The organism is Loktanella sp. M215 (assembly GCF_021735925.1).
Classification (GTDB): Bacteria; Pseudomonadota; Alphaproteobacteria; order Rhodobacterales; family Rhodobacteraceae; genus Loktanella.
Window position 1 is genome coordinate 228,724 of the sequence record NZ_WMEA01000001.1, and the last position, 20,707, is coordinate 249,430.

General features: G+C 63.8%; 20 protein-coding genes and 1 pseudogene. 9 read left to right on the forward strand and 12 right to left on the reverse strand.

Annotated features, from left to right (window positions below):
• Positions 1–60: 60 nt before the first annotated feature.
• The 6 genes from GLR48_RS01105 (at position 61) to GLR48_RS01125 (ending at position 5,265) form a co-directional block, all read left to right on the forward strand.
• The gene (locus GLR48_RS01105) at positions 61–945 is read left to right on the forward strand and encodes an ABC transporter permease (protein WP_237064285.1); all 885 of its coding nucleotides are present in this window, start codon (positions 61–63) and stop codon (positions 943–945) included.
• Complete coding sequence (locus tag GLR48_RS01110; RefSeq protein WP_237057953.1) at positions 942–1,748, forward strand: ABC transporter permease; 807 nt, start codon at positions 942–944, stop codon at positions 1,746–1,748. Before GLR48_RS01105 ends, GLR48_RS01110 begins: the two co-directional genes overlap by 4 nt.
• A gap of 68 nt (positions 1,749–1,816) precedes the next feature.
• Positions 1,817–2,500 (forward strand): type 1 glutamine amidotransferase, encoded by a 684-nt coding sequence (locus GLR48_RS01115; RefSeq protein WP_237057955.1) that lies wholly within the window; start codon positions 1,817–1,819, stop codon positions 2,498–2,500.
• Complete coding sequence (locus GLR48_RS01120) at positions 2,497–3,849, forward strand: glutamine synthetase family protein (protein ID WP_237057957.1); 1,353 nt, start codon at positions 2,497–2,499, stop codon at positions 3,847–3,849. The genes GLR48_RS01115 and GLR48_RS01120 overlap by 4 nt, the downstream gene beginning before the upstream one ends.
• Complete coding sequence (locus GLR48_RS25620; RefSeq protein ID WP_272911357.1) at positions 3,842–3,964, forward strand: hypothetical protein; 123 nt, start codon at positions 3,842–3,844, stop codon at positions 3,962–3,964. The genes GLR48_RS01120 and GLR48_RS25620 overlap by 8 nt, the downstream gene beginning before the upstream one ends.
• Complete coding sequence (locus GLR48_RS01125) at positions 3,961–5,265, forward strand: NAD(P)/FAD-dependent oxidoreductase (RefSeq protein WP_237057959.1); 1,305 nt, start codon at positions 3,961–3,963, stop codon at positions 5,263–5,265. Before GLR48_RS25620 ends, GLR48_RS01125 begins: the two co-directional genes overlap by 4 nt.
• Before the next feature lie 4 nt (positions 5,266–5,269).
• On the opposite strand, the gene GLR48_RS01130 is transcribed toward GLR48_RS01125, so the two are convergent.
• The 4 genes from GLR48_RS01130 to GLR48_RS01145 all read right to left on the reverse strand — a co-directional run bounded on the left by GLR48_RS01130 (position 5,270) and on the right by GLR48_RS01145 (position 9,561).
• On the reverse strand, positions 5,270–6,448 hold the full coding sequence (locus GLR48_RS01130; protein WP_237057961.1) for a hypothetical protein: 1,179 nt from the start codon (positions 6,446–6,448) through the stop codon (positions 5,270–5,272).
• 12 nt (positions 6,449–6,460) lie between these two features.
• A complete protein-coding gene (gene phaR, locus GLR48_RS01135; RefSeq protein ID WP_237057963.1) occupies positions 6,461–7,006 on the reverse strand; it encodes a polyhydroxyalkanoate synthesis repressor PhaR in 546 nt (181 codons plus the stop codon).
• A 137-nt stretch (positions 7,007–7,143) separates the two neighbouring features.
• On the reverse strand, positions 7,144–7,593 hold the full coding sequence (locus GLR48_RS01140) for a Phasin (RefSeq protein ID WP_237057965.1): 450 nt from the start codon (positions 7,591–7,593) through the stop codon (positions 7,144–7,146).
• A 171-nt stretch (positions 7,594–7,764) separates the two neighbouring features.
• Positions 7,765–9,561 carry a PHA/PHB synthase family protein gene (locus GLR48_RS01145; protein WP_237057967.1) on the reverse strand — a complete coding sequence of 599 codons (1,797 nt, stop codon included), beginning with the start codon at positions 9,559–9,561 and terminating at the stop codon, positions 7,765–7,767.
• A 68-nt stretch (positions 9,562–9,629) separates the two neighbouring features.
• Here GLR48_RS01145 and phaZ point away from each other — a divergent pair.
• Positions 9,630–10,934, forward strand: a pseudogene (phaZ, locus tag GLR48_RS01150) (polyhydroxyalkanoate depolymerase); the annotation flags it as partial.
• Positions 10,935–11,382: 448 nt separating this feature from the next.
• Here phaZ and GLR48_RS01155 read toward each other — a convergent pair.
• The 5 genes from GLR48_RS01155 to GLR48_RS01175 form a co-directional block, all read right to left on the reverse strand.
• On the reverse strand, positions 11,383–12,096 hold the full coding sequence (locus GLR48_RS01155) for an alpha/beta fold hydrolase (RefSeq protein WP_237057969.1): 714 nt from the start codon (positions 12,094–12,096) through the stop codon (positions 11,383–11,385).
• Between the two features lie 74 nt (positions 12,097–12,170).
• Positions 12,171–13,517, reverse strand: coding sequence for an MFS transporter (locus GLR48_RS01160; RefSeq protein ID WP_237057971.1), 1,347 nt, complete (start codon positions 13,515–13,517; stop codon positions 12,171–12,173).
• A gap of 103 nt (positions 13,518–13,620) precedes the next feature.
• On the reverse strand, positions 13,621–14,367 hold the full coding sequence (locus GLR48_RS01165) for an alpha/beta fold hydrolase (RefSeq protein WP_237057973.1): 747 nt from the start codon (positions 14,365–14,367) through the stop codon (positions 13,621–13,623).
• A complete protein-coding gene (locus GLR48_RS01170) occupies positions 14,360–15,652 on the reverse strand; it encodes an MFS transporter (protein ID WP_237057975.1) in 1,293 nt (430 codons plus the stop codon). The genes GLR48_RS01165 and GLR48_RS01170 overlap by 8 nt, the downstream gene beginning before the upstream one ends.
• The gene (locus GLR48_RS01175) at positions 15,639–15,875 is read right to left on the reverse strand and encodes a hypothetical protein (RefSeq protein WP_237057977.1); all 237 of its coding nucleotides are present in this window, start codon (positions 15,873–15,875) and stop codon (positions 15,639–15,641) included. Before GLR48_RS01175 ends, GLR48_RS01170 begins: the two co-directional genes overlap by 14 nt.
• A 199-nt stretch (positions 15,876–16,074) precedes the next feature.
• Here GLR48_RS01175 and thrS point away from each other — a divergent pair, with 199 nt between their 5' ends.
• A complete protein-coding gene (gene thrS, locus GLR48_RS01180) occupies positions 16,075–18,027 on the forward strand; it encodes a threonine--tRNA ligase (RefSeq protein ID WP_237057978.1) in 1,953 nt (650 codons plus the stop codon).
• Positions 18,028–18,096: 69 nt separating this feature from the next.
• Here thrS and GLR48_RS01185 read toward each other — a convergent pair whose 3' ends face one another.
• Positions 18,097–18,420: an arsenate reductase family protein gene (locus tag GLR48_RS01185; protein WP_237057979.1), complete on the reverse strand. Its 324-nt coding sequence runs from the start codon at positions 18,418–18,420 to the stop codon at positions 18,097–18,099.
• A gap of 137 nt (positions 18,421–18,557) precedes the next feature.
• On the opposite strand from GLR48_RS01185, the gene GLR48_RS01190 reads away from it, so the two are divergent.
• Positions 18,558–18,764, forward strand: a complete 207-nt coding sequence (locus tag GLR48_RS01190; protein WP_237057980.1) for a cold-shock protein — start codon at positions 18,558–18,560, stop codon at positions 18,762–18,764.
• Positions 18,765–18,800: 36 nt separating this feature from the next.
• On the opposite strand, the gene GLR48_RS01195 is transcribed toward GLR48_RS01190, so the two are convergent.
• Entirely contained in the window at positions 18,801–19,613 is an 813-nt protein-coding gene (locus GLR48_RS01195) for a GIY-YIG nuclease family protein (RefSeq protein WP_237057981.1), read from the reverse strand.
• A 122-nt stretch (positions 19,614–19,735) separates the two neighbouring features.
• On the reverse strand, positions 19,736–20,659 hold the full coding sequence (thyX, locus tag GLR48_RS01200) for an FAD-dependent thymidylate synthase (RefSeq protein ID WP_237057982.1): 924 nt from the start codon (positions 20,657–20,659) through the stop codon (positions 19,736–19,738).
• Positions 20,660–20,707: the final 48 nt, after the last annotated feature.

Below are 20,707 nucleotides of genomic sequence, written 5' to 3' on the forward strand. Positions count from 1 at the left end.
CGGCGCATCCCCTTCATCTGACAAGATAAACGCAAAAGACATCAGCCAGGGATTCCGCCGATTTTCAGCTATTGCGCAGACCCGGCCAGCCTGTCTGGCCTGACATGGCTCTCCTGCTACCTGACGACGGGCAAGCACATGGGGATCTACTGGTCCGTGGGCACCGTGCTGCTGCTTCTGGCGATCACCGCACCGCTGGCGCTGTTGCTGGGCTTCGGCGCGGCCAATGCCGCCCGCAGCCGGGTGGCACCCCTGCGCTGGTTTGGCAAAACCTACATGGCCGTCGTGCGCGGCGTGCCGGATATCGCCTTCTTCCTCTTCTTCGTCATCGCCCTCGATCAGGCGATCGAATACCTGCGGCAAAAGGTGCTCTGCCCCGACTGGACCGAACCCGTGCGGCAGGGCAACGACTTCGTCGTCTGTCCGCAGGCCAAGATGCCGCTTGGCAACGCCGCACAATGGGTGCACGAGACCTACGGATTCGGCCTTGCCGTGCTGACCTTTTCCATCGTCTTCGGCGCCTTCGCCGCCAACGTCATGTTCGGCGCGATGCGCGCCGTCCCCCGCGGCCAGCTGGAAACGGCAGAGGCCTACGGCATGTCGCGCCGTCAGGTCAATCGCCGCATCCTCGTGCCGCAGATGTGGGTCTACGCCCTGCCCGGCCTGTCGAACCTCTGGATGGTGCTGATCAAGGCCACCCCGCTGCTGTTTCTGCTGGGGGTCGAGGATATCGTCTACTGGGCGCGCGAACTGGGCGGCACGAAGACACCCAACTTCACCGACTATCCCCATAGCGACTGGCGCATGTGGTATTTCCTCGCCCTGCTGATCTTCTATCTGGCACTGACTAAGGCATCCGAAGCCGTCCTCTCGCGCATCATGGCGCGCCTGACCCGCGGTCAGGCCACCGCGGGCGGTGAAGCGCAGCGCAAGGCCGCCGCATGAGCTGCATCCAGACCATCGCGGACTACGGGTTGCGCAGCCTCGGCATCGGCGAACGGTTGCTGCCGCGCGCGGATTTCACGCTCTGCCAGCAGTTCACGCTGATTGGCTCGGGCATGATCTGGAACATCTACTTCGGCATCCTCGCCCTCGCCGCCGGCTTCCTGCTGGCGACCGCATTGGCCTTGGGCAAGGCCTCGCGCCATGCCCTGCTGCGCAAGCCCGCCGACTGGTTCATCTTCATCTTCCGCGGCTCGCCGCTCTTCATCCAGTTCTTCTTCGCGTACTTCCTGTTCCTGTCGCTGAAGGGGGCCATTCCCGCCTTCGGCCTCTTCACCTCCGCCTGGGCGGGGGCGCTGGTCGTGCTCTTCTTCAACACCGCCGCCTATTCGGCCGAGATCTTCTACGGCGCGCTCCTCTCGATCCCCAAGGGCGATACAGAGGCTGCGGACGCTTACGGCCTGTCCGGCTGGTCGCGGTTCCGCCGGGTGATCTGGCCCACCATGCTGCGCCTCGCCTGGCCCGCCTACACGAACGAAGCGATCTTTCTGTTCCACGCCACGACGCTGGTCTTCTTTTCGGGCTTTCCGGCGCTGCAGCAACGGGGCGATGCGCTCTATTACGCAAGTTACTTTGCCGATAAGACCTTCAACCCCTTCATCCCCTACCCGATCCTCGCGGGCTATTTCATCATCCTGACGCTGACGGTCATCACGATCTTCGGTGCCATCAATGCCCGCCTGAACCGCCACCTGCCCTCTGAAGCGCGCAAGAAGCTGCGGATCAGACCGCAGATCATCCGATAGCCAAGGGGGCCGGGTTGCCCCGGCCGCGCCACCGTCCTAGATTGCGCCTCATCAACAGCAGGTGATCCATGAAAATCGGAATTTTGCAGACCGGGCACGCGCCAGACGCGATGCGGCCTGAGACGGGCGACTACGCGGATCTGTTCAAGCGACTCCTTGGCGATCAGGGCTTCGACTTCGTCACATACGACGTGGTCGACATGGTCTTTCCCGACGACGTCCACGCCGCCGACGGCTGGCTGCTGACCGGATCAAAGCATGGCGCCTACGAAGACCACCCCTTCATCGCGCCGCTGGAGACCTTCATCCGCGACGCCTACGCCGCATCCGTGCCCATGGTCGGCATCTGCTTCGGCCATCAGATCATCGCACAGGCCCTTGGCGGCCGCGTTGAGAAGTTCCCCAACGGCTGGGCTGTCGGTCGGCAAACCTACGACTGGCAGGGCGAAACCGTCGCCCTGAACGCCTGGCATCAGGATCAGGTGACGCAGGCGCCACAGGATGCCACCGTCGTCGCCACCAATGATTTTTGCCGCAACGCCGCCCTCGTCTACGGCGACCGCGTGTTCACCGTGCAGGCCCACCCGGAGTTCGAGAACGCCTTTACCAAGCGCCTTGGCGACGAGCGGGGCGAGGGTGTGGTGCCCGACCCCCTGCTGGCCGCCGCCCGTGCGGTGCAGCACGAACCCATCGACAACACCCGCGTCGCCGACCAGATGGCCCGGTTCTTCAAGACGCGGAGCATCGCATGAGCTGGGTTGACGAAATCCCCGAAGCCGCGCGCCTTTACCTTGAAAACAACCGTCTGGACGAGGTCGAATGCGTCATCGCCGACCTACCCGGCATCGCCCGCGGCAAGGCCGTCCCCGCCGCCAAGTGGGACAAGCAGCCACATTTCCACCTGCCCAATTCGATCTTCTTCCAGACCATCACCGGTGAATGGGGCGAGGCCGCGGGCCCCGAAGGCTTCCTCGAACCCGACATGATCCTGCGCCCGGACCTGTCCACCGCGACCGCCGCCCCCTGGACCAAGGACGGCACCCTGCAGATCATCCACGACGCCTTTGACCAGAAGGGGCGCCCCATCGGATGCAGCCCGCGCAACGTGCTCAAACGCGTCTGCGACCTCTACAAAGCCGAAGGCTGGACACCCGTCGTGGCGCCGGAAATGGAATTCTACCTGGTGGGGCGCAACATCGACCCCGCCAAGCCGATCGAGCCGATGATGGGCCGCACCGGCCGCCCCGCCGCCGCGCGTCAGGCCTATTCCATGTCCGCCGTGGACGACTACGGCCCTGTCATCGACGACATCTACGAATACGCCGAGATTCAGGGGATCGAGATCGACGGCATCACGCAGGAAGGCGGCGCAGGACAGCTGGAAATTAACCTGCGCCACGGCGACCCGGTGAAACTCGCGGACGAGGTCTTTTTCTTCAAGCGCCTGCTGCGCGAGGCGGCCCTGAAGCACAATTGCACCGCCACCTTCATGGCCAAACCGATCGAGGGCGAGCCGGGCAGCGCCATGCACGTCCACCACTCTGTGCTGGACGCCAAGGGTCGCAACATCTTTACCGGTCCGCAAGGTGGAGAGACGGACGACTTCTTCCACTTCATCGGCGGCTTGCAGGAACACATGCCGTCGGTGATCGCCGTCATTGCCCCCTACGTGAACTCTTTCCGCCGCTACGTCCGCGACCACGCCGCCCCGATCAACCTCGAATGGGGCCGCGACAACCGCACGACCGGCATCCGCATCCCGATCAGCCCGCCAGAGGCGCGGCGCGTGGAAAATCGCCTCGCGGGCATGGACTGCAACCCTTATCTCTGCATCGCGGCATCGCTCGCCTGCGGCTACCTCGGCATGAAGAACGAAATCTGGCCCGACAAGCGGTTCCGGGGCGACGCCTATACCTCGGAGGATGAAATCCCGCAGGGCCTCTATGCCGCCCTCGAACTTTTCGACGGGGCCAAGGCCATTCACGCGGTGCTGGGCGAGGAATTCGCCCGCGTCTATTCGATCGTGAAACACGCGGAATACAACGAGTTCCTGCAGGTCATCAGCCCATGGGAACGCGAACATCTGCTTTTGAATGTCTGACCGGCTGAAACGAAATGTGCTGGTGGCGCTCGGCTTCGTGTTCTGCCTCGGCGCACTTGCGATGGCCGTGCAACGCACATGGGAGGACGTGCAGCCTGTGACGGTGACCGAATGAACCCGCTCTATCGCAACGACGCCCCCGGCCAATACCCCGACAGCTGGTACGCCGCCACCACCGACCTGCCCCCGCAACGCCGCGACCTGCGCGGGCGGCACACCGCGGACGTCTGCATCGTCGGGGCAGGCTATACCGGGCTGACGGCGGCCCTGCGACTGGCACAGGCGGGGCGCAAGGTCATCGTCCTGGACGCGCACCGCGCGGGCTTTGGCGCGTCCGGGCGCAACGGCGGGCAGGTCGGATCGGGTTACAACTGGCATCAGATCGACCTTGCGAAAAAGCTCGGCAACGGTCCCGCCCGCGCGCTGTGGGACGCGGCAGAGCAGGCCAAATCCGACCTCCACGATCTTCTGACCACCCATGCGCCACAGGCGCGCTGGACCCCCGGCGTGGCCTTCGGCACCTACAAGGACGGCGAATGCCGCGCCCTGCACGCCGAGGCGAACTACGTCTCGCGCACCTACGGCTATGACAAGATCACGCTGCTGGACCGCGCCGGGCTGCGCGATGTCGTCAATACGGAGGCCTACGCCGGCGGCTGGCTGGACATGGGCGCCGCCCATATCCACCCGCTGCGCTATGCCGTGGGCCTGGCTGCCGCAGCAGAGGCGGCGGGCGTCATCATTCACGAGGGGTCAGAGGTTCACCACGTCAGCAAAGGCACGCCGGTCAAGGTGCAGACCGGACGCGGCCACGTCGTGGCGGATCACGTCATCCTTGCCGGCAACGGCTATCTGCCCGACCTGAACCGCACTGTCGCGGCACGGGTGATGCCGATCAATTCCTTCATCGGGGCCACCGAACCGCTGGGCGATCTGGCGGATCAGATATTGACCCGCGACGTCGCCGTCGCCGACGCCAAATTCGTCGTGAACTACTTCCGCCTGTCAGAGGATCGCCGCCTGCTGTTCGGCGGCCGCGAGAGTTACTCGCTCGGCTATCCTGCCGATATCTCGGGTGCGCTGCATGCGCGGATGGTGTCCCTGTTCCCGCAACTGGCGCATGTCCGGCTGGACCACGTCTGGGGCGGCACGCTGGGCATCACCATGACCCGCCTGCCCGCGCTGCAGCGCGTCTCTGCCGGGATCCTGTCGGGTGCTGGCTTTTCGGGCCACGGCGTGGCCCTGTCCGGCTTCGCCGGGCGCGTCATGGCCGAGGCGATCATCGGCCAGACCGACCGCTTCGACGTGATGGCCAAGCTGCCGGTCCCGAACTTTCCGGGCGGTGCGCGGTTCCGCGCCCCGCTGCTGACGCTGGCCATGACATGGTATGCCCTGCGCGACCGTCTGGGCGTCTGACCGATCAGCCGCCCTCTGCCGCGCGGCCCAACAGGACGATCAGCGCACCCAGTACCGCCAGCGCAGCCCAGCCCGCAGCGCGCCGCCTGCGCCCCCGGCCCCACGAGGTCTGCGCGGCAACAACGGCCTGAATCGTGTAATACAGCGCAAAGGCGCGGCTGGCGTAGGCGATGATCTGAAACACGTCCATCGTCCAGGTCATCACGATTCCCGCCGTCACCAGCAGCGCATATCCCATCCGCGGCGCGATCCGCCCGCGCGAGACTTCTTTCAGCAAACCGCCCGACCCGCTGGTATCCGCCACCGCCGCGCTGAACTGCGCCGCCAGCGCCGCCGCGACCAGCAGCAGCGGCAGCACAGGGGCGACTTCGACCATCAGGTCGATGATCGCGGTTTCAGAGATCGTGTAATCCGACGCCGGAAACAGCGGCACCAGCAGCACGATATAAACCATGTAGATCGCCGTCGCCGTCAGCTGCGCCAGCTTCATCGACCGGATCCGCATCGCGGGGCTGTAGCTGTCGCCCAGAAACCGGGACGTCTCGAACCCCTGCACGGTCACGATCAGACCGAAGGCGAGCGTGATTGCGGGCCATGCGGTCAGCGTCGGCGGGTTGACGATCAGCGCACCCGTGCCTGCCGTGCTGGCAAAGGCCAGCGCCAGTCCCACCAGTAGCCCCGCAATGATCGCAAGCTTCACGCCGACGGACACCTGCTCCATCCGTTCCAGCGCCGAAAACCCCTTGGTCCAGCCGACGGTCAGGATCAGCAGATAGACCGCCGTCGTGACACCCCGCGCGGCGAGCGTGGTGTCGAACGGCGTCAGGCTGACCCCGAAGGCGCCGAACAGGTTCAGGTAATAGGCGACCGAGATCACATAGGCGAAGGCCAGCACGACAGAGGCCACCTGATCCAGCTGCGGCGACGGGCGCGGGTCCGCGATGCTTTGCCGGATTGCGGCACCGAAACACCAGGCCACCGCGTTCAACAGCGCCATCACCGCGATCGCCCAGATGCCGTAGGACGCGCCCAGCAACGGCCCCAGCACCAGAAATCCGCTGCCGATGATCGACGCCAGGGGCGTCGTCGTGGCCCGCCACAGCGGTGCGGCGGACACGCGGGGCCACAACAGCAAAAGCGCCACCGCCACGACAGCGGCGATGACGGCGATGTTCAGCACCATGTCGGGGTGACCTTACTTGCCCAGCTTGGACAGCTTGTCCTGCATCTCGGCCAGTTGCGCCTTGATCGTTTCCAGATCATCGGCAGGCTTCTGTGCGCTCGGCTCGCGCGACACGCCGGGGATCATGCCACCGGTCATCGCCTTGAAGAAGGCCGCTTGCTGCGTCCGCATGGCGTCGAAACCCGGCATGTTCAGCAGCGGGTTCGTCTTGGACATGTTCTCCATCGCCTTGCTCTGCCCATCGCGCAGCATCTCGAAGCTGGCGGTCAGGAATTGCGGCACGACCGATGCGGCCTGACTGGTATAGCTGCGCACGAGGTCGGTCAAAAGATCGACGCCCAGCACGCTTTCGCCACGGCTTTCGTGTTCCGCAATGATCTGCAGCAGGTATTGCCGCGTCAGATCATCGCCGGTCTTGAGGTCGACGATCTGCACCTCGCGCCCCGCGCGGATGAACTTGGCGATATCCTCCAGCGTGACGTAGTCGCTGGTTTCCGTGTTATAAAGACGGCGGCTGGCGTAGCGCTTGATCAGCAGCGGTTTGTCGGTGGCGGCCACGATATGCCCTCCCAAGCATGATGCAGTGCAGCGATGCTATGCCGCAAGTGCACGATAGACAAGCCAAACCCTGCAACGCAAAAGGCGCGCCCCCTTTGTAGGGGGACGCGCCGTGTCTACTCGTCAAACCGATCCGCTTACTTGGCTGCGGTGGTGGCCTTCTTGGCGGCGTTGGTCATTTCGTCCTGCGCCTTCTTCGCGGCGGCGGTCATGTCCTCGGACATGTCCTTGCCAGCGGCCATCATCAGTTCCAGCGTCTGCGTCTGGACCTTCTTCGCGATCTCGGCGAAGGCGGCCATGTGCTCGGCTGCGGATTCGGAGGTCGCGGACACGAAGTCGGTCATCGACTTGGCATAATCGGCAGGCTCGGACTTGGCTTTAGTCATGTCCTGCATCTTGGTCAGGGTATCCTGTGCCCACTTGGCGGACAGCTGTGCGGATTCCTGAGCGGCCGACAGGGACACGGTCGACAGCTTCTCGGCCAGCGTGGTCTGCGACTTGTAGGCGTCTTCCATCGACTTGGTGTCAACCGGGAACGAGCCCATCATGTCTTTGAAAACAGTGGTGAAATCTTGGGTCTTGGCCATGGTATAGTCCTTTGCGTTATGTGACGGCAGAGGGTTCAACCGTCTTGTTTTGTCTGACCTCTACTTACATGCTGCACCGCAGCATTTCAACCCTTTTTCTGCGGTGCAGCATGAATTTTTGCACCCCGAACAACGCCCTGATTCCGCAATACAATTTTAAGGTGTGCGACTTCAATGTCCGATAACATAGGTTCCGGGCGCATCGCACAGGACCGGATATTGTGCCGTGCCCGGCGTTCGAGCGGGAATCATCTTGCCCGATTTCGGCGCCAGCCACCCCTCCCACATCGGCCACCAGCTGCCATCCTGCTTGTCCGCCGCGGCCTTCCATGCGTCGGGATCAAGCGACAGATCCGGGTGTGTCCAGTGGCCATACTTCTTCTTTGCCGGCGGATTGACGATACCGGCAATATGTCCCGACCCCGACAGGATGAAGGTCTTGTCCTTTGACCCCATCTTCTGCACCCCGCGAAAGCTGCTTTTCCAGGCGGCAATATGGTCCGTCTCGCAGGCCACGGCACAGATCGGCACCGTCACTTCGGCAATCTGCACCGTCGTTCCGGCCACATCGAAGCCTTCGGTCGCGAACCGGTCGTCCTGACATAGCCCGCGCAGATACTGCTGCGCCATCTTACCCGGCAGGTTGGTGGCGTCGCCGTTCCAGTACAGCAGATCGAACGCCGGCGGCGCCTTGCCCATCATGTAGCTTTTGATCGCGGGACCATAGATCAGGTCGTTGGACCGCAGGAAACTGAAGGTGCGGGACATGTAATAGCTGTCGAGGGTTCCCGTGGCCTCCACCTCGCGCTCGATCCCGCCGACGAAATCTTCGTCCAGAAAGACGCCAACCTCGCCCCGGTCGGAAAAGTCGGTCAGCGCCGTGAACAGCGTCGCCGCCTTGACCGAACTGTCATCACGCTGTTTCATCAGCGCCAGCGTCAGCGACAGCGTCGTGCCCGCGATGCAATAGCCGATCGCATTCACCTGCGGCACGTCGCAGATCTCCTTCACCGCCTGAATGGCGCGCAGGAATCCGTCCTCGATGTAATCGGTCATCGTCGTGTCAGCGTAGCTCGCATCGGGATTGACCCAGGATACGACGAACAGGGAATAGCCCTGATCGACGATCCACTTGATCAGCGAATTCTCGGGCTTCAGGTCGAGGATGTAGAATTTGTTGATCCATGGCGGAAAGATCAGCAGCGGCACGGCGTGAACCTTCTCCGTCGTCGGCGTGTACTGGATCAGCTCGAACATGTGGTTGCGAAACACGACCTTGCCCGGCGTCGTGGCCAGATTCTCGCCCACGGTAAAGGCATCCTTGTCCGCCAGCGTCACCACCAGATCGCCGTCGTTCGCCTCTAGGTCACGGACCAGATTTTCCAGCCCCTTCACCAGCGATTCGCCTTCGGTTTCCACCGCCAGGCTCAGCGCCTCGGGGTTGGTCGCCAGAAAGTTCGTCGGGCTGAACAGGTCCACAATCTGTTGGCCAAAGTAGCGCAGACGCTTCTTTTCGGCCTCGTCCAGCGTATCGACATCCTCGATCGCCTGCGTGATCGCCTCTGCATTGATCATGTACTGCTGCTTGACGAAGTTGAAATACGGATTCGTCTTCCACAAGGCGTGGCTAAAGCGGCGGTCGTCGGGCGTCTTGTCCTCTGGTGCGGCAATCTTGCCCTGCGCCAACAACGCCTGCGCTTCAACAAAATGTGTCACCGATTTGGACCAGAACGACAGCTGATGTTCGATCAGCTTGGCCGGATTATTGATCATCTCGGCCCAGTAAGCTCCTGCCGCCTTTGCATAAAGCTCCTGGCTCGGCCCTTGCAGCGCTGGCGGCACCTGCCGTCCCTTCGACAGCGCCACAACCAGACGCTGCGTCAACACATCGACTCTCGCCATGTTTTTTTCGAGATTGTCAAGATTTTTACGGTCCGTTTCCGGTCCGACAATATCATTGGTTGTCATATCGATCCCCCCGTCCTACCTTCGCAGTTGCAGCATTTATTGCGCGACCACATCAGGAGCGTTCCAACATGAAGTATATGATGACCTACGACATGATGGAAAGCATGCGTAACACGAACCAGTGGCTCGGTTCCACCGCCCGCGCCATGGCCGCCTATCCCATGATGTCGATGACGGCGAACCCGTTCATGGAATGGCTGGGGGCCTGGGGCACCGTGACGGAACGCGCCTTTTCCCGCATGGTCGTGAAACCCGACTGGAACATTCCCGTCCAGACCGCCGCCGATGGCACCGACCACAACGTGCATATCAAGACGGTGCTGGAAAAGCCCTTCGGCAACCTGATCCACTTCAAGGTCGGCGGCCGCGCGCCCAAACCTCGCCGCGTCCTGCTGGTCGCACCGATGTCCGGCCACTATGCCACGCTGGTCAAGAAGACCGTGATCTCGCTGCTGCCCGATTGCGAAGTCTACACGACCGACTGGCACAACGCCCGCGACATTCCCGTCAGCGCCGGCAAGTTCGACATCGAGGATTCGACGCTCTACCTCGTCGACTTCATGAAGGAACTGGGCGCCGACCTGCACGTCATCGCCGTCTGCCAGCCCGCCCCGCTGACGCTGGCTGCCGTGGCCTACCTGGCCGCCGAAGACCCCAGCGCCCAGCCCCGGTCGATGACCCTGATCGGCGGCCCCATCGACCCCGATGCCAACCCGACCGCCGTGACCGACTTTGGCCATTCCGTCACCATGGGCCAGCTCGAAGGGTCGATGATCCAGCGCGTCGGCTTCAAGTTCAAGGGAGTGGGCCGCAAGGTCTATCCTGGCCTGCTGCAACTGTCGTCCTTCATCTCGATGAACAACGAACTGCACACCAAGGCGTTCCGCGACCAGATCATCGCGACCGCCAAGGGCGAGGCGTCGGACCACGACAAGCATAACGAATTCTATGACGAATACCTTGCCGTCATGGACATGCCCGCGGAATTCTACCTCTCGACCGTGGAACGCGTGTTCAAGAACCGCGACATCGCCCGCAACGACTTTACCGTCGCCGGCAAAAAGGTCGACATCGGCGCCATCACGACCGTCGCCGTCAAGGTGGTCGAAGGCGAGAAGGACGACATCTCTGCCCCCGGCCAATGCCTTGCCGCGCTGGCCCTGATGACCGGGCTGCCGGACAGCAAGAAAGCCGCACACCTTGAACCGGGCGCCGGTCACTACGGCATCTTCGCCGGGGCCAAGTGGCGCAAGAACATCCGGCCCCTCGTGCTGGCCTTCATCGACGCCAATTCCGACGCGCCCGCGACGGCCGAAAAGCCCGCCCCTGAGTTGACCAAAGCTGCAAAGCCAGCGGCCAAGACAGCGGCGGCGCCTGCCAAGACGAAAGCCGCCACGGCAAAGGCCAAGACGAAAGAGCAGCCTGCCCCTGCCAAAGCGGCCGCAGCATCGAAGGCCGCAGCCAAGACCGCCGATGCGCCACAGCAAGAGGCAAAATCTGCCGAGGCCCCCAAGGCCGTCGCCAAGGCAACCGAGGCGCCGAAGGCCGCAGCAACCCCCGCCGACGCACCAAAGCCTGCCGAAGCCCCGAAGGCGGCCAACACGCCGACCGAGGCGCCCAAGACCGCGGCAAACGCGCCAGCGTCAACCAAACCTGCGGACAACACCGCGTCGGCGCCCAAGGCCGATGCTGCACCGGTAGACGTGACTGGCAAGGACAAACAGCAGACTGCGCCCAACAACGTCACCGCCATGGTCAAAAAGACCGGCACCGACAAGGCCTGATCTTGCGGATGATCCGGCCCCGCGCGGGCCGGGTCGCCTAACGCAGCACCACGGGTTGCTGCATGAAGGCGCGGATCACCTCGACCGTCCGCTGCGGCTGCTCCAGCGGCGGCAGATGCCCCGCCCCCGCGATGACCTCCATCCGCGCATAGGGCACCATTTCCGCCATGAATTCATGCCGGCGCACCGGCCAGATCGGATCCTCTGCCCCGCAGACGACCAACGTCGGCTGCCGGATCTGGCGCAATGTCGCGGACTGGTCCCGCCGCCGTTGCATCGCGCGGGCCTGCGCCACATAGGCCACCGGCCCGATCGCCCGCGCCATCGTTTCCAGCAGGTCCAGCACAGCGCGACGGCGCGGCCCGTCCGCCAGACAATGCGCCGGCATCTCCTGTGCCACGACATCGGCAAACCGACCGGCCCGCGCCGCCACGATCAGCGGCTCGCGCGCGGCGGCGGCCTGCGGCGTTTCGGCTTGCGACGTGCAGTCCATCAGCGCGATCCGCGTCACGCGGGTCGGCGCGCGGCGGATCACCTCCAACGCCACCGTGCCGCCCATCGACAGTCCCAGCAGGGCGAATTTCGGCGGTGCCCAGTCAAGGATGCAGCTCGCCATCTCTTCGATCCGCTCTGCCCCGGTCGTCGGCATGATGCAGATCGGATGCTGCGGCGACAGGGCCGCCGTCAGAGGGCCAAAGACGCGGGCATCGCACAGCATCGGTGGGATCAGCACCAGCGGTTCGCGCGTCATGTCGTGGTCCAGTCCCTTTGGTTTCACCCTAGATGGCAGGCCCTGCGGCGCGGTGCAACCGCAGGCACCCGCCCCTAGCGATGGCTTGCCACCCCGCGCGCCAACGGGCGGTACATCAGCCATATCCCGGCCATGCCCGCCAAAAAGATGATGGCCGGCACCAGCGTCAGCGCCACTCGCAATGCCGCCAGCGCCTGCGGGCTTTGCGCGACGATCCCGCTGGCGGATGCCTGCCACCCCGCCGCCTGCAGGATCACCCCCAGCAGCAGTGGTGCCAGCGCATTCGCCACCTTCTGGCCGAACAGCCAGACCGCGCTGAACGCACCCTCGATCGCGGTGCCCTGCCGCGCGCGGGTCACGTCCATCAGGTCCGGATACATCGCCCAGGGGATCTGCTGATACGCCCCGTTCGCCACGCCCGCCAACACGAACAGCCCCGCAATCACGGTCACACCCGTCGCAGGCAGGCTGGCCCAGACGCAGATCAGCACCACGACATAAAGCGCCAGCCCGCCCATCAGCGCCGTCACCTTGCCCCACCGGGCCGACGCGCGGACCCACGGAAACTGCGACACGACCGACCCCAGGATAAACGCCGCGAAAAGTGTCGAAAACACGCCCAGCGCGCCCGTCAGCCCCGACAGCGGCCCGCCCGCATCCCCGATCAGGGCAAGCGCGGCCAGTTGCAGCCCCGCCGCGATCAGCGCGACGCCCAGCGTCAGCACGCCGTACAGCACCACCAGCACCGCAAAGGCCCGGTTCCCCAGCACCAGCCGCAACACGGTGCCGAACCCTTCGGTCGCGGGCGTTGCAATCCGTGGTGCGCGGCGCACGGCCCAGAGCATCCCCCAGATCGTCACCACGACCACAGGCGCCACGATCAGCACCGCCCGCGCGTATCCCGCCCGACTGTCCCCCGCCAGCGCCGGCACCAGCGCCCCCGCCGTCAGCAGGCCGAGCGAGGCAAAGGTCATCCGGAACGCCATCATCGTCGACCGCTCGCCCGGGTCCTGCGTCATCTCGCCCGCCATCGCGCCATAGGGGATCGCGACGAAGGTGAACCCGACAGAGGCCGCGGCAAAGAACACCAGCACCCACAGCGCATTGGCCTGCCACGCCATGCCCGCGGGCACCGCGAACATCGCGACGATCGACACCGCCAGCAGTACCGCACCGACCGCGATCCAGGGTGCGCGCCGCCCCCAGCGACTGGTGTTGCGGTCCGACAGATATCCCACGATGGGGTCCGTCACGACGTCAAAGGCCAGCACCGCGAAGGTGACCAGCCCCGCGATCCCCGGCGGCACGCCGAGGTAGGTTGTCAGATAGGTGAACACCAGCAGCTGCTTGACCACGACAAAGACGTTCACGCCCAAGTCCGCCAGCCCCCAGCCCGCCATCTGCCCCTTCGTCAATGCCATGCAAAATGCTCCCCCACCGCCACCCTAGGCGATGCGCCCGCCGCCGCACATCAAATAGCGGCGCCCAGAAATGGATTGAGGAAACCTCAACGATCCGCGCGTGTTACCCGCGGATAAGGTCCAGCACGTCCGCAACCGCCGTCACGATCAGATCGAGGCATGCGGGCGTCGAAAACCGGTGATCCGCGTCCTTCACCAGCGTCAGTCGGATATCCGGCCCCGTCGCGTGATCCAGCAGCCGCAGCGCCACGGCGACATCCACATCGGCATCCGCCGTCCCCTGCAGACACCGCACCGGGCAGGCCAAAGGCAGGGCCGCGCGCAGCACCAGATGATCGCGCCCGTCCGCGATCAGCCGCCGCGTGATGATATAGGGATCGCCATACTCCGACGGCAGCGCCACCTGCCCCTCCCGCTCCAGCATCGCCTTCTGCGTGACATCGAACCCGGCCCACATGCTGTCCTCGGTGAAATCCGGCGCCGCGGCCACCGTCACCAGCCCGGTGATCCGCTCCGGCATCGCCCGCGCGCAAAGCAGCGATATCCAGCCCCCCATGGACGATCCCACCAGCACCAGCGGCCCCGGAACCATCTCCATCACCGCCTGCGCATCGGCAAACCAGTCGCCGATGGCCCCGTCCTCGAACCGTCCGCTGCTTTCGCCGTGTCCCGAATAGTCGAACCGCACAAAGGCGCGGCCGTGTGCCTGCGCCCAGGCCTCCAGATGCACGGCCTTGGTGCCGCCCATGTCGGACTTGAACCCGCCAAGGAACACGACCGTCGGCCCCGCCCCATCGGTCCGGTGATAGGCAATCCGCCGCCCCTGCGGCGTCTCCAACATCTCAGCCATCGCTCTGCACCTCGTCCAAGCCCACGGCCAGCGCCGCCGCCGCCCAGCACATCACGGCAAAGAGGGCGATGACAAGAGGCACCGAGACCTCTCCCACGGCCGCGAACAGGCCGCCCGCCACGATCAAGACCAACCCCACGATGGTGTTCGACAGCGCGGTATAGGGCGCACGGTCGTCGCCTTCGGCCATGTCCACAAGATGCGTCGACCGCCCCAGCCGCACGCCCTGATAGGCGATCATCAGTCCGAACAGCGCCACGGGGATGACGCCCGTCACCGTGACCCAGCCCGTCAGCGCCAGCGCGACAACCAGCGACAGCACAGCGCCCCCGGCCAGTCCGGCATACATCAGCACCCGGCGCGACGACCGGTCCGACAGCCGCCCCCAGACATAAGCCGACACCAGCGACGCCACAGCAGAGGCGAGCACCAGCGCCCCCAGCTGGTTCAGCGCCGTATCGGGCCGCAGCAGCAGGAAATAGGGCGGCGCCAGCGCCGTGCCGACCAGCAGACTGCGCACCACGATGAAGCGTGCCAGTTGCGGATCGTCCCGCAATAGCCTGAACTGCCCCCAGCCAACCCCCGCAACCTCGCCGGCGTCCGACCGCACCTCTGCCAGCGTCGCCATGACCGCCGCCGCGATCAGCCAGAACGCCGCCGCCAGCAGCAGCGCTGCTGTGACCACGACGAACCGCTCTGCCAGCCCCGACAGCAGCACCAGCGCAAAGACGATGACCAGTGCGGCGGCGGCGGAACTGGCAAAACCCGTCGCCGTGCCGCGGCGCGATTTGCCCACGGTCTTGCCCAGTACGTCCTTGTAGCTGGCCGAACAGACCGACCGCGCCAGCGCCAGCACGCTCAGCAGCGCCACGATCACCGCCCCCGCCGTGGCCCCCGACAGGGTCAGCCCGGCCAAGGCAATCGCCCCGGCGCAGATCCCCTGCACCGCCGATCCGCCGGCCCAGAACCACTTGCGCACCGGGGCCGCGGTGATCCAGGGCGTCGTCAACAGTTGCGGCAGCAGCGCCCCGCTTTCGCGCACCGGCACCAGCAGCCCGACCCAGAACGGGCCGGCACCCACATGGGTCAACAACCAGCTCAGCACCAGCTTGGGGTCGATCAGACCGTCCGCGATCTTGCTGGCGGACAGTGCCGCGACATGCCGCAGGAAACTCCCCGGCTCGACGGCGCGCGCAGCCTCCGGCAGGCCGCCGTCGCTGTCCGGATCATCGACGACACGCCGGAACAGCGCGTCGGTCAGTCCCGGTCCGTCAGCCGCCGACATAGGTTCCGGCGGTCGGGCGGAAGAAGGTCTTCTGGTTGTGCAACCGGCCCAGCAGCTTGTTCACCCGCCGGATCCGCGCGTCCAGATCAGGCAGCCCCGCTGGATCCGTGGCGGCGGCGTCGATGCGGGCGTCGGCCAGGGCGCGCCCGGTTTCGCGCAGGGACGATTCGATCAGGTCGATGTCGGCGATGGTCAGTTCAAACGAGCGGTTGAAATGCGGCATGGGAACCTCTGACGATGCGGGATGGGTGTCCGGACGGAGACCTGACCAATATCTACCCCGCCCCCCGGTTCCGTCAAGCGCGGGGTCGCCGCATTCCACCCGCCGCCCCTTGACCGCCCGCGGGCCGCACGGCATGGATGCGGCTCACATATCCCGCAACCGGGCGTTCCGTGGGCGCCAAAATGACGAGGAGCCTCACATGGCCCAGATCTCCCTGACCTTCCCCGATGGCAATGCGCGCAGCTACGATGCAGGCGTGACCGCCGCTGACGTCGCCGCCGACATCTCCTCCTCCCTCCGCAAGAAAGCGATCAGCGCGACCGTGAACGGCCAGCACTGGGACCTGCAGTGGCCCATCGACGCCGACGCACAGATCGCCATCAACACGATGAAGGATCCCGCCCCCGCGCTGGAACTGGTCCGTCACGACCTCGCCCACATCATGGCGCGTGCGGTGCAAGAGATCTGGCCCGACACGCAGGTCACGATCGGCCCGGTGATCAAGGACGGCTGGTACTACGACTTCGACCGCAAGGAACCCTTCACACCCGAAGACCTCTCCTCCATCGAAAAGAAGATGAAGGAGATCATCAACAAGCGCGATGACGTCCGCACGGAAATCTGGGACCGTCCGAAGGCTGTCCAGTACTACAAGGACCGTGGCGAGCCCTACAAGGTCGAGCTGATCGAGAGCATTCCCGGCGACGAGCCGCTGCGCATGTACTGGCACGGCGACTGGCAGGACCTCTGCCGGGGTCCGCACCTGCAGAACACCGGTCAGGTCCCCGCCGACGGCTTCAAGCTGATGTCCATCGCCGGCGCCTACTGGCGCGGTGACAGCGACCGCGCCATGCTGCAACGCATCTACGGGGTCGCCTTCACGAACAAGGAAGACCTCAAGGCCCACCTGCACATGCTGGAGGAAGCCGCCAAGCGCGACCACCGCAAGCTGGGCCGCGAGATGGACCTGTATCACATGCAGGAAGAGGCCCCCGGTCAGGTCTTCTGGCACCCCAACGGCTGGACGATCTACACGCAGCTGCAGGACTACATGCGGCGCAAGCAGCGCACAGACGGTTATGTGGAAGTCAACACTCCTCAGGTCGTGAACCGCGTTCTGTGGGAAAAATCCGGCCACTGGGACAACTATCAGGACCACATGTTCATCGTGGAGGTCGACGAGGACCACGCCCGCGAGAAGACGGTCAACGCGCTGAAGCCGATGAACTGCCCCTGCCACGTGCAGATCTTCAATCAGGGTCTGAAATCCTATCGTGATCTGCCCCTGCGGATGTCCGAATTCGGGTCCTGCAACCGGTATGAGCCGTCGGGCGCGTTGCACGGCATCATGCGGGTGCGGGGCTTCACGCAGGACGACGGCCACATCTTCTGCACCGACGACCAGATCGTGGCCGAGACCGAGAAGTTCATCAAGCTGCTCGCCTCGGTCTATGCCGACCTTGGGTTCGACAACTGGACGATCAAGCTGTCCACCCGCCCCGAGAAGCGGATCGGGTCGGAGGAGAGCTGGGACCGGGTCGAAGCCGCCCTTGGCGACGCCTGCAAGGCGGCGGGCTATGACTTTACCCTGCTGCCGGGCGAAGGGGCGTTCTATGGTCCCAAGCTGGAGTTCACGCTGACCGACGCCATCGGGCGGGAGTGGCAGTGTGGCACCTTGCAGGTGGACCCGAACCTGCCCGACCGGCTGGACGCGAACTATGTCGCACAGGACGGGGCCAAGCATCGCCCGGTCATGCTGCACCGCGCCGTGCTGGGGTCGTTCGAGCGGTTCATCGGCATCCTGATCGAGGAGCACGCGGGCAAGCTGCCGTTCTGGCTGGCGCCGCGTCAGGTCGTGGTGGCGACCATCGTGTCGGATGCGGACGACTATGCCCACGAGGTCGTCGCGGCCTTGAAAGCCCGCGGTATCCGGGCCGAGGCGGATACGCGCAACGAGAAGATCAACTACAAGGTCCGCGAACATTCTGTCGGGAAGGTGCCGGTCATTCTGGCGCTGGGGGGCCGCGAGGTGGAGGAGCGGACCGCATCCGTCCGCCGTCTGGGCGAGCAGCAGACCAAGGTCATGGCGCTGGACGAGATCGTGGCGGAACTGGCCGGTCAGGCCACGCCGCCGGACCAGCGCCAGGCCTGACCCGCGGGGAGGATCGGCGGCCCGTCACAGACGGGCCGCCGTTCACCATTTTTTAAAGCAAACGATGTCTTAAAGGTGGGCCGCCTGCGCGTCTTCCTTCCAGCCGATGGTCCAGACGTCGCCGTTCTGGATCACCGGACGTTTCATCAGCGTCGGATACATGGTCAGCAAGGACTTGATCGGCATGGTCTTTTCCGTCTCGTCCATGTTGCGCCACGTGGTCGAGGACTTGTTGATCGCGGCCTCGTCGAACTGGGCGATGATGCTGTCGAGGTCAGCGTCGCTGATGCCATCGGCGCGGACGTCGATGACCTCGGGATCCTTGCCTGCGTCGCGCAGGGCCTTGATGGCTTTCTTGCAGGTATCGCAGGATTTCAGGCTGAAAATGCGCATGAGGGGTGTCCTTGGGTAAACTGGTTTTATCTTTCGCGGTTTTTGGCCCGCGGTTGATTTGCCTTTTTCAAGGTGGTGCTCAAATCTGATTGGGAAAGGGTGAACGCCCGCAACACATCAGAGACACGGAGACTGCAATGCCGACCGGAAAAGTGAAATGGTTCAATACATCCAAAGGCTTCGGCTTCATCGCCCCCGACGCGGGCGGGCCTGACGTCTTCGTCCACATCTCTGCCGTGGAACGGTCGGGGCTGACCGGCTTGGCCGACGATCAGCCGATTGGCTATGAGCTGATCGAGGGGCGTGACGGGCGGCAGATGGCGGGGGAGTTGGAGAAGATTTGAGTGAGGATTTTCAATTATTCATCGAAATGGACAAAATCATAGAGCGCTGGAGAGCTTGTTTTCAATCTTTCCATCTTTCCATGCACCGTACATTATTCCACTCCCCTCAATAGTCCAATCAGTTCGACCATTGCGAGCCGTTCCAAACAAGAAGACCGACGCTGCGCTGGGGCTTGTGAACGCCATATCTTCGTTGAGTTGAAAGGTTTTGGTATCAATCTTGCTGCACAGTCCTGTTTCAAAAGCGTCCTCACGCGCGGCTTTCTGCCTCTCGTGAAATGATACTTTTTCAGTTAATGAACCTATTGATCCAGCTAATACAACAAACTCACTACCAATTTCTCTAGCTCTCGCTTGAATACCTTTTTGAGAATTTGCGACGATGAAAGTCTCGCTAACCAAATCGGCCGGCGGAACTAGGGACAATTCGTTGTCCACCCAAGCAAACTTTGAGGACTGGCTTTCGACAGGTTTTTTGAGAAATTCTGCGCCAACAACTGGAAGCACCAACTGAATTTCCGACAGAAACGCCTCCATATCAGAAATATCGGCCTCTGGTAGTAAATCGAAGGTTGGCATATCTTTGTTGGCAATTTTTACTTTCTTTGCTGCTGCGAGTATTGCCAACAAGCGGCCCTCCAAATAACGAACATGCGCTTTCGTTAGGTTTAAATCTTTACTCGTTACAGCTATGAATCTTTCCCAAAAATCCTTATCTTTATTGTGCTGATAGAGCCTCTTTCCTAGCTCATCGCCTTCACCAATATAGACTTTTCCTAAATCTGATCCTTCGTCATCAGGTCCGAACAAGAAGTAAACGCCTGTCCTTTTTAATTCGCTACGCAGCAAGACATCCTCTAGCCTCGTCCTAGGCGCAGCAAGAACGTGGCCGGTCCAATTCATGATCTCAGCGGTCAGGATTCCGCTGGCTGTCCCATCGACGAGATAGAGTTTAACAGACCGACCTTTTGTCACTCTGCCAAAACTCCCTCAAACTCCCGCCATTCTCCCTTGCTCATGCCGGAGGTCTCCTGCGTGACCGTCTCGCCCTTCAGCATGCGTTGCAGGCAGACCAGACCCTTGGCGGACAGCACCGCCCCGCCCAGACGATAGTCGGCAAAGGCGCCGTAGGCGGCGGGGACCCAGTCGGCGACGATGTTGCAGATCGCGTCGGCGTAGACGCGGATCTCGTATTGCGCGTGGGCGTCGGCGCGCAGGCGCAGGAAGTGGAACAGGTTGTGCAGGTCCACCTTCCAGTACCACTGGGTATAGATGTTCGCGGGCAGGTTCATGCGGGCGAGTTCGCGGGCAAGCCCCTGCTTTGGCGCGCCATCGGGGCCTTCTTCGCCGATCATCTCGGCGTAGTGGTCATAGGTCTGGGCGGCGTCGCCCTTGAGGATCTCCAGCACGCGGGCGGATTCGTCGGGCGTCAGGGCGGCCCCCCGGCCCTGATTGTTGATGGTGCTTTGCGCCGCAAGCTGAGAGGGGTCGGGGATGTAGAATTCCCGGTCGAGGATCGAGTAGCGGGCAGAGTATTCGTTGACGTTGGCGGTCCGGTGCCGGATCCACTGACGCGCCACGAAGACGGGCAGTTTGACGTGCAGCTTGATCTCGCACATCTCGAACGGGGTGGAGTGCCAGTGCCGCATCAGGTAGCGGATCAGCCCTTCGTCGTTCTGCACGGATTTGGTGCCGCGGCCATAGGACACGCGGGCGGCCTGACAGATCGCGGCGTCGTCGCCCATGTAGTCGATCAGCCGGACAAAGCCGTGATCCAGCACCGGGTGCACCTTGTAAAGATGGGCCTCGGCGCCTTCGGACACGGCGCGCAGGGTGGGCTGTGTCTGGCTGCGCAGCGCGTCGATTTCGGCCTGTTGTTCTGGCGTAACGGACATCGGTTTTCCCCTGACGGTGTCTTTCGCGCGACCCTAACGGCGGGCGCG

What these genes read in the sequence shown, in the direction of transcription:
- GLR48_RS01110 (WP_237057953.1), top strand. Translation starts at nt 942, where the DNA reads ATGAGCTGCATCCAGACCATCGCGGACTACGGGTTGCGCAGCCTCGGC.
- GLR48_RS01160 (WP_237057971.1), bottom strand. Translation starts at nt 13,517, where the DNA reads ATGGCATTGACGAAGGGGCAGATGGCGGGCTGGGGGCTGGCGGACTTG.
- GLR48_RS01115 (WP_237057955.1), top strand. Translation starts at nt 1,817, where the DNA reads ATGAAAATCGGAATTTTGCAGACCGGGCACGCGCCAGACGCGATGCGG.
- GLR48_RS25620 (WP_272911357.1), top strand. Translation starts at nt 3,842, where the DNA reads ATGTCTGACCGGCTGAAACGAAATGTGCTGGTGGCGCTCGGCTTCGTG.
- GLR48_RS01170 (WP_237057975.1), bottom strand. Translation starts at nt 15,652, where the DNA reads ATGTCGGCGGCTGACGGACCGGGACTGACCGACGCGCTGTTCCGGCGT.
- GLR48_RS01185 (WP_237057979.1), bottom strand. Translation starts at nt 18,420, where the DNA reads ATGCGCATTTTCAGCCTGAAATCCTGCGATACCTGCAAGAAAGCCATC.
- GLR48_RS01155 (WP_237057969.1), bottom strand. Translation starts at nt 12,096, where the DNA reads ATGACGCGCGAACCGCTGGTGCTGATCCCACCGATGCTGTGCGATGCC.
- GLR48_RS01190 (WP_237057980.1), top strand. Translation starts at nt 18,558, where the DNA reads ATGCCGACCGGAAAAGTGAAATGGTTCAATACATCCAAAGGCTTCGGC.
- thyX (WP_237057982.1), bottom strand. Translation starts at nt 20,659, where the DNA reads ATGTCCGTTACGCCAGAACAACAGGCCGAAATCGACGCGCTGCGCAGC.
- GLR48_RS01125 (WP_237057959.1), top strand. Translation starts at nt 3,961, where the DNA reads ATGAACCCGCTCTATCGCAACGACGCCCCCGGCCAATACCCCGACAGC.
- GLR48_RS01165 (WP_237057973.1), bottom strand. Translation starts at nt 14,367, where the DNA reads ATGGCTGAGATGTTGGAGACGCCGCAGGGGCGGCGGATTGCCTATCAC.
- GLR48_RS01175 (WP_237057977.1), bottom strand. Translation starts at nt 15,875, where the DNA reads ATGCCGCATTTCAACCGCTCGTTTGAACTGACCATCGCCGACATCGAC.
- GLR48_RS01120 (WP_237057957.1), top strand. Translation starts at nt 2,497, where the DNA reads ATGAGCTGGGTTGACGAAATCCCCGAAGCCGCGCGCCTTTACCTTGAA.
- GLR48_RS01140 (WP_237057965.1), bottom strand. Translation starts at nt 7,593, where the DNA reads ATGGCCAAGACCCAAGATTTCACCACTGTTTTCAAAGACATGATGGGC.
- thrS (WP_237057978.1), top strand. Translation starts at nt 16,075, where the DNA reads ATGGCCCAGATCTCCCTGACCTTCCCCGATGGCAATGCGCGCAGCTAC.
- GLR48_RS01145 (WP_237057967.1), bottom strand. Translation starts at nt 9,561, where the DNA reads ATGACAACCAATGATATTGTCGGACCGGAAACGGACCGTAAAAATCTT.
- GLR48_RS01130 (WP_237057961.1), bottom strand. Translation starts at nt 6,448, where the DNA reads ATGGTGCTGAACATCGCCGTCATCGCCGCTGTCGTGGCGGTGGCGCTT.